Source organism: Burkholderia sp. APQ4-4ca, assembly GCF_057837105.1.
The window spans coordinates 1-14,920 of the sequence record NZ_JBYQCG010000081.1; the positions used below are offsets into that span (position 1 = coordinate 1).

Annotated in this window: 8 protein-coding genes; 4 read left to right on the forward strand and 4 right to left on the reverse strand. The window is 68.5% G+C overall.

Translation table 11 applies throughout. The features are described 5' to 3' along the window. Positions 1–301, reverse strand: a 301-nt coding sequence (locus AC3IFE_RS10190) for a glycine betaine ABC transporter substrate-binding protein (RefSeq protein WP_489190426.1), incomplete at its 3' end; no start/stop codon positions are given. Between the two features lie 166 nt (positions 302–467). Between AC3IFE_RS10190 and AC3IFE_RS10195 the strand changes: the two genes are divergently transcribed. After that, on the forward strand, positions 468–1,397 hold the full coding sequence (locus AC3IFE_RS10195; protein WP_489190427.1) for a 2-hydroxyacid dehydrogenase: 930 nt from the start codon (positions 468–470) through the stop codon (positions 1,395–1,397). A gap of 21 nt (positions 1,398–1,418) precedes the next feature. Here AC3IFE_RS10195 and AC3IFE_RS10200 read toward each other — a convergent pair whose 3' ends face one another. Together AC3IFE_RS10200 and AC3IFE_RS10205 are read right to left on the reverse strand one after the other, a co-directional pair. Then, the gene (locus tag AC3IFE_RS10200) at positions 1,419–1,556 is read right to left on the reverse strand and encodes a hypothetical protein (RefSeq protein ID WP_489190428.1); all 138 of its coding nucleotides are present in this window, start codon (positions 1,554–1,556) and stop codon (positions 1,419–1,421) included. Between the two features lie 76 nt (positions 1,557–1,632). Continuing rightward, positions 1,633–3,603, reverse strand: coding sequence for a Xaa-Pro dipeptidyl-peptidase (locus AC3IFE_RS10205; protein WP_489190430.1), 1,971 nt, complete (start codon positions 3,601–3,603; stop codon positions 1,633–1,635). A 552-nt stretch (positions 3,604–4,155) separates the two neighbouring features. Here AC3IFE_RS10205 and AC3IFE_RS10210 point away from each other — a divergent pair. Continuing rightward, a complete protein-coding gene (locus AC3IFE_RS10210; protein ID WP_089470447.1) occupies positions 4,156–4,968 on the forward strand; it encodes a hypothetical protein in 813 nt (270 codons plus the stop codon). A 26-nt stretch (positions 4,969–4,994) separates the two neighbouring features. On the opposite strand, the gene AC3IFE_RS10215 is transcribed toward AC3IFE_RS10210, so the two are convergent. Beyond that, entirely contained in the window at positions 4,995–6,263 is a 1,269-nt protein-coding gene (locus tag AC3IFE_RS10215; RefSeq protein ID WP_489190432.1) for a lipoprotein-releasing ABC transporter permease subunit, read from the reverse strand. Between the two features lie 294 nt (positions 6,264–6,557). Between AC3IFE_RS10215 and AC3IFE_RS10220 the strand changes: the two genes are divergently transcribed. Together AC3IFE_RS10220 and pbpC are read left to right on the forward strand one after the other, a co-directional pair. After that, the gene (locus tag AC3IFE_RS10220) at positions 6,558–12,551 is read left to right on the forward strand and encodes an alpha-2-macroglobulin family protein (protein WP_489190433.1); all 5,994 of its coding nucleotides are present in this window, start codon (positions 6,558–6,560) and stop codon (positions 12,549–12,551) included. A gap of 54 nt (positions 12,552–12,605) precedes the next feature. Further along, positions 12,606–14,920, forward strand: a 2,315-nt coding sequence (gene pbpC, locus AC3IFE_RS10225; protein WP_489190434.1) for a penicillin-binding protein 1C, incomplete at its 3' end; no start/stop codon positions are given.

Below are 14,920 nucleotides of genomic sequence, written 5' to 3' on the forward strand. Positions count from 1 at the left end.
TCCACACCGGATCATCGGCCTTGTTGAAGAAGAACGCGGCGTTGCCCGTGTATTCGGGGTAGATGTCGATCTCGCCGCTCGTGAGCGCCTTGCGCACGATCGGCGTCGTGCCGAGCGCGATCTTCTCGGTGACGGGAATGCCGTGGGCCTTCAGCACCTGTGAAATGAGGTTGCCGAGCAGGTTGCCTTCGGTGTCGATCTTCGACGACACCACGACGGGCGTGTCGGCGTGCGCGCCGGGCGCGACGATCGCGGCGGCGAACGCGAGGCCCAGGATCCGGGCGGGCAGGGCGAGCTTCATCGGGGCCAATCTCCAGGACGGGGGCGTACGCCGAAAGTTACTTGACTGAGCGGGCTTTGGCAAACCGCGTGCGGCGGCGTGTCCACAGCCGATGTGGGGATAACCCGCAACCGTCGCACGGGCTTGTTACACTGAAATTCACCTCTGCCTGCGGACACTTGCTGACATGAAGCCCGAGCTGCTGGTCCTCATCGCACTGCGCGGCGACGCGCATCGCGAGATCGCCGCGTCGTTCGACGTGCGTTACGCCCCGACTTCCGATGCGCGCGAACGCGCGATCGCCGAGCACGGCGGCACGATCCGCGCGGTGCTGACCAACGGCAGCACGGGGCTGAGCGCCGCCGAGATCGACCGGCTGCCGCAGCTGACCTTCGTCAGCGCGCTCGGCGCGGGCTACGAGCACATCGATGTGGCCCACGCGAAGGCGCGCGGCATCACTGTGGTCACGGGGGCCGGCACCAATGACGATTGCGTCGCCGATCACGCGTTCGCGCTGCTGCTCGCGGCGGTGCGCAACGTCGTGCAGCTCGATGCGAAGGCCCGCGCGGGCGTGTGGCGCGACGGGTTGTCGATGCCGCCGAACGTGTCGGGCAAGAAGCTCGGCATCGTCGGACTCGGCAAGATCGGCGAGAAGTGCGCGCGTCGCGCAGCCGGCTTCGACATCGAGATCGGTTATCACAACCGGTCGGAGAAGCCCGTGCCGTACCGCTATTTCGACCGGATCGACGCGCTCGCGCAGTGGGCCGATTTCCTGATCGTCGCGACGCCGGGCGGCGCGGGCACGCGGCATCTGATCGATCGCACCGTGCTCGACGCGCTCGGCCCCGACGGTTTTCTCGTCAACGTGTCGCGCGGCAGCGTTGTCGATACCGCTGCTTTGGCAGACGCGCTGCGCGAGCGGCGCATCGCGGGCGCTGGGCTCGACGTATACGAAGGCGAGCCGGAGCCGCCGCGTGCGCTGACCGATCTCGACAGCGTCGTGCTGACGCCGCACATGGGCGGCTGGTCGCCCGAGGCGCTCGATCGTTCGGTGCGGCAGTTTCTCGAGAACGCGGCGCGGCACTTCGCGGGGCAGCCGGTGTTGACGCCGGTGTGAGCGCCGGGTGGCGGCGTCGAATCAGTCCGCCTGCTTGCAGAATGCTTGACAGAAATCCTGCGGGTTCGCCGGCGTATCGGCATCGGGATCGATCCAGCCGAACGGGTGGTGTTCGCCGCTCGGCACGATTTCGCGACGATCGACCTGATATTCCTTCATCTAGCGATCCCCCGCCCGCATCGACGGGCATGCAGGCGGGGGACGCGGCGCCGTTACGCCGGCAGCCGGCGCACGGTTACGCGCCGGTCGACGGCGAAGCCAGCGGCACCGTCACCGACGTGCCGGCCGGATCGAGCGTCAGCCCGGTGCCCGGCGTCGGCCGCAGCGTCGCCTCGTAATCGCTGGAGAGGACGACGAGCCCCAGCCGGTGGCCGGCTTCCAGCTTGTAGTCGCGCGGCATGAACGTCAGCTTCAGGTCGTACGGCATGCCGGGCAGCACCGGTTGCGACACCCACTCGGAGAGCCGGTTGCGCGGGTCGGTCCACGCGCGCGTGACGATCGTCGCCGTGCCGTCCGGCGCACGGTCGACCAGCAGCGCCGTCACGTTCGCGACGCCCGTGAACGTCAGCCTGACGCGCGCGGTCGCGGTGCCGGACAGGCGTGCCGCGGCCGTCAGCGGGGCGGTCTCGAAGCGGCTGCGGTTTTCGCCGGTCGGCGTGTTCGCCAGCGTGAGCGCGGGAATGCGCGCATCGTCGGTGAAGCGCGCGAGCGGGCCGCCGCTCGGCAGCCGCAGCAGCGTGCCGGTGCTCGCGCCGTCGCCGCCCGCGAAGTACGTGACCGGCGTCGCGTGGCGCGCGGCCCAGTCGGCTTCCTTCAGCAGCGTGCCGTCCGCCTGCGCGATCACCGCGCGCGGATCCTGCTCGACGCCGTTGTCATAGCCGATCAGGTAGCGCGTGAACCACCGGTTCACCTCCGCCGTCCATGCGTCGGCCATCGCCGGCACGCGGGTCGGATCGGTGTGCTTCAGGCGATGCAGCCACAGCTGGGTCGGCACGCCCTGGCGTCGCATCGCCAGATACCACGACGTCGACTGGTCGACACGCACGTTGTCGTCGGTGAGCCCTTGCGCGACGAGCGCCGGCGCGACCGCGAACGCGGTCGGAATGTCGCGCGCGGCCCAGAACGGCGAATAGTCGCCGGTCTTGCGGTCTTCCTGCTGCAGCGCTTCGTCGATCAGGTGCGTGCAGCGCTCCGGATGCGCGTTCGTCAGCAGCGCCTTGATGTACACGTCGACATCCTCGCCCTGATAGCCTTCCGGCGCGCGCACGAGGCCGCCCGAGCGGTAGTAGCCGTACATATTCGACAGCCCGGCGATCGGCACGATCGCGTCGAGCCCGCGGGTGCGCAGGCTCGCGACCATCTTCGGCAGCGTGCCGTCGTACGACACGCCGTACATGCCGACGTGGCCGGTCGACCAGTTCGCGACGACCGTCTTGCCGTTCGCGTCCTTCGCGGTCGCGTCGCGGCCGAGCCAGCGGATCACCGACGCCATCGCGACCGATTCGTCGCGCGTCAGGATCGTCGGGCAGCCGTCCGAGCCGGCGGTGCCGAGCGAATCCGCATAGACGATCGTGAAGCCGCGCGGCACGAAGTAGCTTTCGATCCACGAGCGGCCGGCGGCCGCCGCCTCGACCTGCTGCAGCATCCGCGATTGCGGCGCGGCGGCGAGGATGCGCGTGGAGGCCGATGCCGGGGCGCCGGCGGCCGCGGCCGGATGCGGCGTGCCGTCGAGTTCGACGTCGACGTCGTGGTTGGGGCTGTCGGCGAGCCCCGCGTAATACGGGCTCGCGAGCACGATGACGGGCGTGCGCGCGCCGTTCGCGGTTTCGGACGGCCGCACGATCCGCACGTGGATGCGGTCGCGCGTGCCGTCGCCGTCGGAATCGACCGGCGTGTCGACCCACGCGTTTTCCTCGATCGTGCCGCCCGACAGCGACGGCTGCACCTGGCCGTTGCTGATCACCGGCTTGTAGCGTCCGCCGCTCGCCGGATTCGCGTAAGGCACGCCGGACGGCGAAAAGCGCGACGCGAGCGATTGCGTGCCGGATGTATCGGCCGCGGCGGCGGCTCCCTCCTGTTGGGCCTGCGCGAGCGCCGACGCGCCCGCCACGCTGCCGCCGTCGTCGCCGCCGCACGCGGCGAGCGTCGCGGCCGCCACGAGCGCGGACAGCCATGCGCGCCGCACTCCGGTTCGATGAATGTTCATTGAATCGACCTCGTCTCTTGTGATTGTCTGGAACCGGCCGGCTCGCGATACGCCCCCTGCTGCCTGGCCGGGTGCTGCGTCGGATGAAGCGGAACTGCACCATCAAAAACGGCGGGCGAGACGGATGAGGATCTCGCCCGGTGCCGGCGCGCGTCAGGCGGCGCGCATCCGGCCGGCGTCGAGGCGAGCGCGTCGCCCCGAACGGGAATCGTCAGTGCGGCGGTTCGCTGCGAAAGCAGGAGTGCGAATCAAATGCGGGCATGCCCGGGCTTCCTTCAGGTTTCGGATGAAACGGAACGGCACGATGCGATGAGGCGGGAATGTTGCGAACGACGGTGCTGCAACGGCAGGAAAGCGCGACGCGAGTCGGCACGCTGGCCGGATTGCTTTCCGGAAGCTTGCGCAAAAGTTATCTCAGTGAAATGTTCGTGTCAAACTTTTTTAGCTTGAATCAAACAAAGTTTCGATATGGGTGCGCATGTGCGCTCAACTTCCCGGCAATCCGTCCGTAAACAGGAAAAAACAGGCTCACAACGAGAGAGAACGAGGGCAATGACGATACCGGTTACGGCGACGGGCGGCCTTACGCTCGCGCAAATGGCGCAGGCGGCGCTCGACGGGCGCCAGACGACGGATACGACGGCGGCCGGCGCGCAACCAGACACGCCAATCAGCGTCCGGGCGATCGATCCGGAGGCGATGCAGGCGGCGATGACGAAACAGTTGTCGATGGTGGGCGATTTGACGATGAAGCTGCGCGGCGTGACCGATGCGCTCGCGACGAGCCTTCAGGACATCGTCGCGAAACGTCCGGATCTGGCCGATGCGCAGTTCGACTTCATGACCGACGACGGCGGGATCAAGGTCGTGTCGAAGACGATGACGGAGAGCGACCGCGCATGGATCGAGTCGACGCTGAATTCGAACGCCGGCCTCGTGCGCGCGACGCACGATTTTCACGAGCAGGCCGTCGACCTGGCCGCGCAAGGCGCGGCCGTGCGCGGCGACACGTTCACGGACAGCGATCGCGCGGCGGCGAGCCAGAGCGCCGACGCGCGCTTTCACTTCATGAGCCTGCTCAACCGGTCGGTCGCGGACAACCCGCCGCCCGTGCCGCCCGGCGGGCACTTCACCACGCAGGACGGCACGACGCTGACGATCGACGCGTCGGCCGGCACGGCGCGCGGCACGCTGGCGCTGCTGAACACCGCGCGCCAGCTGTCGTCGGGCGCGGCGATTTTCGTCGACGCATCCGGCAACAAGTCCTACGGCATGCGCACGGAGCTCGTCAACGTCGGCTTCGACGTGCTCGCCGGCTACGCGCCGGACGGCGGCAACAGCGTCGGCTTCCACGAGATCGCGTAACGCCGCGCCGATCGAGTCGCTCGCGCCTACTCGTCGCGCAGCGCCTCGGCCGGCCGCACCCGCGCGGCGCGCCAGCTCGGGTACAGCGTCGCGACGCACGACATCAGGAACGCGGCCGACGCGATCTCGATCACGTCGGTTGCGGACAGCTTCGACGGTAACGCGCTGAGGAAATACACGGACGGCGTCAGGAAGCGGATGCCGAGCAATTGCTCGATTGCCGGCAGCACCACCGGGATGCTCACCGCGATCGCGCAGCCGAGCGCGACGCCCGCCAGCGTGCCGGCGAGGCCGATCGTCATCCCCTGGATCGCGAAGATCTTCATGATCGAGCGGGGCGGCGCGCCGAGCGTGCGCAGGATCGCGATGTCGCCCTGCTTCTGCGTGACCGTCATCACGAGCGACGACACGAGATTGAACGCGGCGACCGCGACGATCAGCATCAGGATCAGCGACAGCATCCGTTTCTGCAGCCGCTCGGCTTCGAACCACGTGCGGTTCTGCCGCGTCCAGTCGCGGATATACAGGTTGCCCGACAGTGTGCGCGACAGCGCGAGCGCGATCTCCGGCGCGCGCTGCAAATCGTCGATGCGCAGCCGGATGCCGGTCGGCACGCTCACGTTGGCCAGTTGCTGCGCGTCGCGGAGGTGGATGTAGGCGAGCGCGCTGTCGTACTGGTAGTGGCCCGACTCGAACGTGCCGACCACGTTGAACTGGCGGAACCGCGGCAGCGCGTCGCCCGGGCGCGCGGTATTGCCGGGCGCGAAGAACGTGATGCGGTCGCCGATCTTCACGTGCAGCGCGTCGGCGAGCGCGGCGCCGAGCACGATGCCCATCTCGCCCGGCACGAGCGCGTCGAGGCGCCCGGTCTTCAGCTTGCGCGCGATCTCGGACACGCGCGGCTCGAGCACGGGGTCGATGCCGCGCAGCGCGACGCCCGTCACGTTGCCGGCGTTCGTCAGCAGCGCCTGCGCGTCGACATAGGGTGCGACGGCACGCACAGCAGCATTCTGTAACGATTCGTGCGCGGTCAGCCGCCAGTCGGGCATCGCGCCGGACGGCGAGAAGATTTCCACGTGCGCGAGCACCGACAGCATCCGGTCGCGCACCTCGGTGCGAAAGCCGTTCATCACCGACAGCACGACGATCAGCGCGGCCACGCCGAGCGCGATGCCGGCCATCGCGGCGCCGGCGATGAACGACACGAAGCCGTCGCCCACCGAGCGCCGGCCGCCGCGCGCGTAGCGCAGCCCGATCTGCCATTCGAACGGGAGTTTCAAGCGGTTTCCTTTCATTTCGATTCGATCCTGCCGAGCCGCGCATTCTAGCGAACGCCGCGCGGCCATGCGCAGAGATCGGGCGGCGGGCCTGGAACAGTGGAAATCCATCCGACCGGCCGGTCGGCGGCTGGCGTTGCGCGGCGGCACGCCGATATTTCCATCGTTTCGGGTCTGATCGATAATGGCGCCCAGCATCCGGTCGAACATACCCAATCATCACGGCGCAACCGGGCCGCGCCGTCACAGACCCATAACGATTCGGGGAAGGTTGCCGCTTGGGCAGCATGTCCTTGACAAGGAAATAACAAAATGGATTTGCTGCGTTTCCTGCTGCTCCTGCCGATTCGCGCGGCGGGCTTCGTGTGGTGGCTGCTCGGCTGCGCGCTGCGGCCGCTGATCGGTGACGTGTCGTGGACGGCGCCCGCATGGATGGGCGTCACCGCCGCAGCCGTGCGCCGCCGCCCGTGGCATGCCGGCGGCCTCGTGCTGCTCGCGGCCGCGCTCGGTTACGGCGGCTACTGGTTCAAGCATCGCCCGAAGCCGCCCGAGCCCGAAACCGTCGCCTTCACCGTGAAGGCGCCGGCGATCACGACCTACGAGGTCGACGACACCGACAAGCCGAAGATCACCGTGCATCCGCTGGAAGTGGCGTTCTCTCGATCGGCCGCGCCGATCGAACAGGTCGGCAAGCCGGCCGGCGACGGCATCGAGATGACGCCCGCGCTGAAGGGCGCGTGGGAGTGGGCCGACGACAAGACGCTGCGCTTCACGCCGGCGGCCGACTGGCCGGTCGGCGCGCACGTCGAGGTGCGCTTTGCCGTGCATCGCGTGTTCGCGCCGCAGGTGACGATGCGCGACGACCGTTTCGCGTTCGACGTGCCGGCATTCGCCGCGGCGTTCGGCGACAACCAGTTCTATCAGAACCCCGACAATCCGGCGGAGAAGCAGGCGCTGCTGCAGTTGCGCTTCAACTACCCGGTCGATCCGGCCGAGTTCGAGAAGCGCATCGGCCTGGTGCTGGTCGGCCGCGACGGCAAGACCGTGTCGCCGCTGCGCTATACGGTCAACTACGACAAGATGAAGACGAGCGCGTGGGTCTACTCGCAGCCGCTCGAGATTCCGCGCGATCCGCTGACGGTGCGGCTCGACGTCGACAAGGGCGTGAAGAGCGCGCGCGGCGGCAACGGCACGCCGGACGTGCTGCATGCGTCGGTCGGCGTGCCGGGGCTGTACAGCCTGTCGATCGGCAATATCGCGCCGACCCTGGTCGACAACGAGCGCTACGAGCCGGAGCAGGTGCTCGTCGCCGAAGCGTCCGACGGCGTGCGCAGCGCCGAGCTGGCCGCGCGCGCGAAGGCGTGGGTGTTGCCGAAGCGCAAGCCGGGCGTCGATCAGTCGGACGACGATCCGCCGTACGAATGGAACCTGGCCGACGTCAGCGACGCGGTGTTGAAGCAGTCGAAGCCGCTGCCGCTCGAAGTGGTGCCCACCGAGAACGACTACGCGACGCTGCAAAGCTTCAAGTATCACGCGACGCCGGGCGATCGTATCGTCGTGCGAATCGAGGGCAACCTGAAATCGGCGGGCGGCTACCTGCTCGCCGAGGCGGCGACGACCGCGTTCACGGTGCCCGACTATCCGAAGCTGCTGCGCTTCATGGCCGACGGCTCGCTGCTGTCGATGAGCGGCAGCAAGCGGCTGTCGGTCGTGTCGCGCAACCTGCCGGGCATGAAGGTCGAGATCGGCCGCGTGCTGCCCGACCAGATCCAGCATCTCGTGAGCTTCAACAACGGCACGTACGCGCGGCCCGAGCTGTCGTATTCGTTCAGCGAGGATCACATCGTCGAGCGCTTCGTGCAGACTCGCGCGTTTCCGGCCGGCGACCCTGGCAAGGCGCATTACGAAGGCGTCGATCTCGGTCAGTACCTGAAAGGCGACAAGCGCGGCGTGTTCCTGCTGCACCTGTCGAAGTACGATCCGGCGGCCGAGAAGAAGGCCGACGACGCGAACGATGGCGATGCATCGTCCGGCGACGGCAGCCAGGATTCGTCCGACAACGCCGATTCGGGCGATAGCAGCGGCAACGGCGACGACGGCGACAACGCGCTCGGCGACACGCGCCTGATCGTCGTGACCGATCTCGGGATGCTGGTCAAGAAGGCGCTGGACGGCAGCCAGGACGTGTTCATCCAGTCGATCCGCACCGGCAAGCCGGTTGCGGGCGCAACGGTATCGGTGCTCGCGGTGAACGGGCAGGTGCTGTTCACGCAGACCACCGGCGCCGACGGCGTGGTGCATTTCCCCGCGTTCAAGGGGCTCGACCGCGAGAAGCGGCCGCAACTGTACGTCGTGAAGAAGGACACCGATCTGTCGTTCCTGCCGGTGGCCGGCCGCGACCGGCAGCTCGACTTCTCGCGCTTCGACGTGGACGGCGAACGGAACGCGACGGGCCAGGGGCAACTGTCCGCGTACCTGTTCTCGGATCGCGGCCTGTACCGGCCCGGCGATCCGTTCCACATCGGCCTGATCGTGCGCGCGGCCAATTGGGTGCGCAGCCCGGCCGGCGTGCCGCTGCAGGCGGAGATCGTCGACCCGCGCGGGATGACCGTCGAGCGCAAGCCGGTGACGGTCGACGCGACCGGTTTCACCGAGCTTGGCTACACGACCGCCGAAACGGCGCCCACCGGTACGTGGACGGTCAACCTTTACATCGTCAAGGACGGCCAGCCGGGCGCCGAGCCGATCGGCAGCACGACGGTGCAGGTGAAGGAGTTCCTGCCCGACCGGATGAAGGTCGACGCGAAGCTGTCGCAGCAGGTCGTTGAAGGGTGGGTGAAGCCGAAGGGGTTGAAGGGCATCGTCGATGCGCAGAACCTGTTCGGCACGCCGGCCGAGAAGCGCCGCGTCGCGGCCACGCTGACGCTGCGCCCCGTGTGGCCGTCGTTCCGCAGCTGGCAGGGTTATCACTTCTTCGACGCACGCCGCGCGAAGGAGGGCTATACGACCGCGCTGCAGGACGGCACGACCGACGACAAGGGCCATGCCGAATTCGATCTCGATCTCGACAAATACGCGGACGCGACCTACCAGCTCTACTTCCAGGCGAAGGCGTATGAAGCGGAAGGCGGCCGCAACGTCGCCGCGAACGCGCAGACGCTCGTGTCGAACAACGACTGGCTCGTCGGCTACAAGTCGGTCGACGATCTCGGCTACGTGAAGCGCGGCAGCCCGCGCACGGTGCGGCTCGTCGCGATCGATCCGGGCGCGAAGGCGATCGACGTGAAGGACCTGCGCGCGCAGCTCGTCGAGCAACGTTACGTGTCGGTGCTGACCAAGCAGGATTCCGGCGCGTACAAATACGATTCGCGGCTGAAGGAAGTGCCGGTCGACGAGAAGCCGCTGTCGATTCCGGCAGCCGGGCTCGACTACGCGCTGCGCACCGACAAGCCGGGCAGCTACGCGCTCGTGATCCGCAATGCGGCCGGCGCCGCGGTGAACCGGATCGAGTATTCGGTCACCGGCGACGCGAACGTCACGCGTTCGCTCGACCGCAACGCGGAGCTTCAAGTAAGCCTCTCAAAGCACGATTTCAAGCCGGGCGAGCAGGTGGAAATCGCGATCCGCGCACCTTACGCGGGCAGCGGCCTGATCACGATCGAGCGCGACAAGGTGTATGCGCACGCGTGGTTCCATGCGGATACGACGAGCTCGATCCAGCACATCACGGTGCCGGCCGGCTTCGAAGGTAACGGCTACATCAACGTGCAGTACATTCGTGACCCGTCGTCGGACGAGATCTTCATGAGCCCGCTGAGCTACGGCGTCGTGCCGTTCTCGGTGAACCTCGATGCGCGCCGCAACGCGGTGAGCGTCGATGTGCCGGCGCTCGTGAAGCCGGGCGATACCGTCAACTTTACCGTGCATTCAGCGAAGCCCGCGAAGGTCGTGGTGTTCGCGGTCGACGAGGGCATCCTGCAGGTCGCGCGCTACAAGCTCGGCGATCCGCTGAAGTTCTTCTTCCGCAAGCGGATGCTCGAAGTCGGCACGTCGCAGATCCTCGACCTGATCCTGCCGGACTTCGAGAAGCTGATGGCGATGGCCGCGCCCGGCGGCGACGCCGACGACGCGATCGGCCGCCAGTTGAACCCGTTCAAGCGCAAGCGCGACAAGCCGGTCGTCTACTGGTCGGGGATCGTCGACGTGAACGGCGACACACGCCTGAGCTATACGGTGCCGGACTACTTCAACGGGAAGCTGCGCGTGATGGCCGTGTCGGTGTCGCCGGATCTCGTCGGCACGTTCGAAGGCGCGACGACGGTGCGCGGCGATTTCGTGCTGTCGCCGAACGTGCCGCCGACGCTCGCGCCGGGCGACGAGGCCGACGTCAGCGTCGGCGTCGCGAACAACCTGACGGGCGTCGGCAACCAGCCGGTGCCGGTGGCGGTCACGCTGAAGACGGGCCCGCAGTTGCAGGTGATCGGGCCGGCGACGCAGAACGTCGCGCTCGCGCCGCAGCACGAAGGCGTCGCGCTGTTCCGCGTGAAGGCGACCGATACGCTCGGCTCGGGCGCGCTGTCGTTCGGCGCGCGCTACGGCGCGAAGGGCGCGCAGCAGCGTGTCGACGTGTCCGTGCGGCCGGCTGCCGCGTTCCGCACGCAGCTCGACGTCGCGCGGCTCGACCCGGGCAAGAAGGCGAGCGTGCCGAACCTGCGGTCGATGTACGACGCGTATGCGTCGCGCGACGCGAGTATTTCCACGGCGCCGCTGGTGCTGTCCGAAGGGCTGTCGTCGTATCTCGTCAACTTCGACCACTACTGCAGCGAGCAGATGGTGAGCGCGGCCGTGCCGCGCGTGTTCGCGGCGAAATGGCTGTCGGCGCGCGCGCTGACGAGCGCGATGCATGCGCCCGAGGCCGGCGTCGATGCGGCGAACGCGAGCGCGATCGCGCAGTTCCTCGGCGTGCTGCGCGGCCGGCAGAACGCGCAGGGCGGCTTCGGCCTGTGGAGCGCGACGCCCGATGCCGATCCGTTCGTGTCCGCGTATGCGATGCACGTGCTGCTCGACGCGCGCGAGCGCGGCGTCGCGGTGCCGAAGGACATGCTCGACGCGGGCAACCAGTACTTGCAGCGGCTCGCCGCGAACGATTCGCTCGGCTCGCTCGATCTGCTGCGACAGCGCGCGTACGCGGTGTATCTGCTCACGCGCCAGGGCAACGTGACGACCAACAGCCTCGCGGCCGTGCAGAAGCGGCTGCAGGCGGCCTATCCGAACGACTGGCGCAACGATCTCGCGGCGGCGTGGCTCGCCGCGTCGTATCAGTTGCTCAAGCAGGACAAGGAGGCCGCCGCGCTGATCGCCGGGCCGCAGGCATTGCTCGAACGCAAGCGCGCGTCCGACGGCGATTATTCGACCGGTTACTACATCGACCCGCTGACGCGCGATGCGAGCGTGCTGTACCTGCTCGCGAAGCACTTCCCGGAGCGCGTGCGCAAGCTGTCGCCGCGCGCGATGGACAACCTCGCCGCGCCGCTCGTCGACAACCGCTACAACACGCTGTCGTCGGCGATGACGATTCTCGCGCTCGACGCGTATGCGGCGTCGAACGCGGGCCAGCTCGACCGGCTCGCGATCAACGAGGTGCGCTCGGGCGCCGCGCCGAAGGACGTATCGTCGATCCAGGCGAACCTCGTGCGCTCGGGCACGTGGACGGCCGGCGCGTCGCGCGTCGACTTCGTGAACGGCAGCGCGCTGCCGGCATGGTGGGTCGCGAGCCAGTCGGGCTACGACCGCGGCACGTCGACGAAGGCGATCAGGAACGGGCTCGAGATCGTGCGCGACTACACGGGTACCGACGGCAAGCCGCTCGCCAGGATCGCGCTCGGCCAGGAGATCGACGTGCACCTGAAGATTCGCGCGACCGGTTCGGCGAACGTCGGCAACGTCGCGATCGTCGACCTGCTGCCGGGTGGCTTCGATCCGGTCATCGCGCCGCCGCCCGCGACCGATACGCAGGACGGCAACGGCGACGACAGTGCGTCGGCGCCGGTGGCCGATGCGCCGTGGCATTCGCCGATCGGCGTGAAGGGCTCGACGTGGCAGCCGCAGTTCGCCGATATCCGCGAGGACCGCGTGGTGATCTACGGCACCGCGACGACCGACATGCGCGAGTTCGTGTACCGGATCAAGGCGAGCAACGCGGGCCGCTTCGTTGCGCCGCCTGCCTACGGCGAATCGATGTACGACCGCCGCGTGCAGGCGCAGGCGCCGGGCGGCACGGCGCTGACGGTGGAGCGCGTGCGATGACGGGGCGGTCGTACCGCTGCTGCGGGTCACGGCCGTCGTCAGGCGCCAGCGGGCGTGGCTGACGCATCCGTGCTCCAGCGCGCGCTGCACGGCGCCGGCCGCTGGCTGCATCGCTGGCAGAACTGGCTCGTCGGCGCGCTGCTCGTGTTCGGCGTGCTGGCCGCATGCCGGCTGTGGCCGCATCCGCCGCTGCGCGACTGGAAACCGTCGTCGGTCGCGGTGACGGACGCGCAGGGCCGGCTGCTGCGCCTGACGCTCGCGAAGGACGATCGCTACCGGCTGTGGGTGCCGCTCGACCGGATGTCGCCGCAGCTCGTCGAAGCGGTGATGCTGCACGAGGATCGCTGGTTCCGGTGGCATCCGGGTTTCAATCCGTACGGGCTCTTGCGCGGTGCGTGGATCACCTACGTGCGCGGAGGCAATCCGCAAGGCGGCTCGACGCTGACGATGCAGCTCGCGCGCTCGCTGTGGAAGCTGAACACGCGCACGCCGGCCGGCAAGCTCGAACAGGTCGCCCGCGCGGTGCAGCTCGAACTGTTCTATTCGAAGCGGCAAATTCTCGAAGCGTATCTGAACGACGCGCCGTACGGCCGCAACGTCGAAGGCGCGGGCACCGCGAGCGTCGTCTATTTCGACCGGATGCCGGACGCGCTGACGCTGCCCGAGGCGCTCGCGCTCGCGGTGATTCCGCAAGATCCGGCGCGGCGCGTGCGCGGCGGGCAGGACGAGATCAATCGTGCGCTGGCCGTGTCGCGCAACCGGCTGTATGCGCGCTGGCTGACGAAGCACCCGGGCGATGCGTCGCTCGAGCCGTTGTTCGCGTTGCCGCTCGCGATGCGGCCGCTGTCCGCGCTGCCGTTCGATGCGCCGCATGCGGTCGACCAGGCGCTCGCCGCGCGCAGCGCGTGGCGCACGACGTCGGGCGGCGCGGCGGACGATGGCAACCGCGACAGCGATGGCGGCGCGCGACTCGCGACGACGCTCGATCTCGACCTGCAACGCATGCTCGAACGGCAGATTTCACGCTACGTCGCACGCAACGATACGCGCGGCGTGCGCAACGCGGCGGCCATTCTCGTCGATACGCGCGACATGGGCGTGAAGGCGCTGGTCGGCTCCGCGAACTTCTTCGACCGCACGATCGACGGGCAGGTGAACGGCACGCTCGCGCGGCGCTCGCCGGGCTCGACGCTCAAGCCGTTCATCTATGCGCTCGGCTTCGACCAGGGCGTGCTGCATCCGCAGACCGTGCTGCGCGACGTGCCGACGTCGTTCGGCCCGTATGCGCCGGAGAACTTCGACGGTCATTTCCTCGGCCCGATCACGGCGACCGACGCGCTGAACCGCAGCCGCAACGTGCCGGCCGTGTGGGTCGCGTCGCAGCTCAAGTCGCCCGACCTGTACCGGTTCCTGCAGGACGCCGGGGTGCGCCGGCTCGCGAGCGCGCGGCACTACGGGCTCGCGCTCGTGCTCGGCGGCGGCGAAGTGACGATGCAGGATCTCGCGGCGCTGTATGCGATGCTCGCGAACCGCGGCGAGTTCCGCCCGCTGCGGCTGCGCGCGGACGAACCGGCGCTGCCCGGCCGGCGCCTGCTGAGCGCCGAAGCGAGCTACATGACGATGGACATGCTGCGCCAGCACCTACGCCCCGACGAGACGAGCGGCGCGCAGCCGTCGAGCGTGCCCGTGTACTGGAAAACCGGCACGTCGTGGTCGTTTCGCGATGCGTGGACGGCCGGCGTGTTCGGCCCGTACGTGCTGGTCGTGTGGGTCGGCAATTTCGACAATTCGACCAATACCGCGTTCGTCGGTGTCGACGCGGCCGCGCCGCTGTTCTTCCAGGTCGTCGATGCGATGAATGCGGAGCGCACGCTCGTCGAGCCGCCGCGCGCGGTGCCGCCGAAACTGAAGCGCGTGCGCGTCTGCCTCGCGAGCGGCGATTTGCCGAACGAATGGTGTCCGCAGCAGGGCTGGACGTGGTTCATCCCCGGCACGTCGCCGATTCGCGTGAGCACCGTGCACCGGCCCGTCGTGATCGACGATGCGACGGGGAAGGCCGCGTGCCCGCCGTACGACGGCAAGCGCACGCATACGGAGGTCTTCGAGTTCTGGCCGTCGGATTTGCAGCAGGTGTTCGCGCAGGCCGGCATTCCGCGCCGGCGGCCGCCGCAGAATGCCGATTGTCGCGATGCCGGACAGGTCGAAGGCGACCCGCCGCGCATCACGTCGCCGCTGCGCGGCAGTACGTACGCGATGCGCGTGAAAAGCACCGACGACACGCGCATCGCGTTCAACGCGAGCGCCGATGCGAGCGCGCATGCGCTGTACTGGTTCGTCAACGATGCGTATGTTGGCCGCAGCGCGCCGGG

Coding starts and splice junctions, on each gene's coding strand:
- AC3IFE_RS10195 (WP_489190427.1), top strand. CDS start 468: ATGAAGCCCGAGCTGCTGGTCCTCATCGCACTGCGCGGCGACGCGCAT.
- AC3IFE_RS10200 (WP_489190428.1), bottom strand. CDS start 1,556: ATGAAGGAATATCAGGTCGATCGTCGCGAAATCGTGCCGAGCGGCGAA.
- AC3IFE_RS10205 (WP_489190430.1), bottom strand. CDS start 3,603: ATGAACATTCATCGAACCGGAGTGCGGCGCGCATGGCTGTCCGCGCTC.
- AC3IFE_RS10210 (WP_089470447.1), top strand. CDS start 4,156: ATGACGATACCGGTTACGGCGACGGGCGGCCTTACGCTCGCGCAAATG.
- AC3IFE_RS10215 (WP_489190432.1), bottom strand. CDS start 6,263: ATGAAAGGAAACCGCTTGAAACTCCCGTTCGAATGGCAGATCGGGCTG.
- AC3IFE_RS10220 (WP_489190433.1), top strand. CDS start 6,558: ATGGATTTGCTGCGTTTCCTGCTGCTCCTGCCGATTCGCGCGGCGGGC.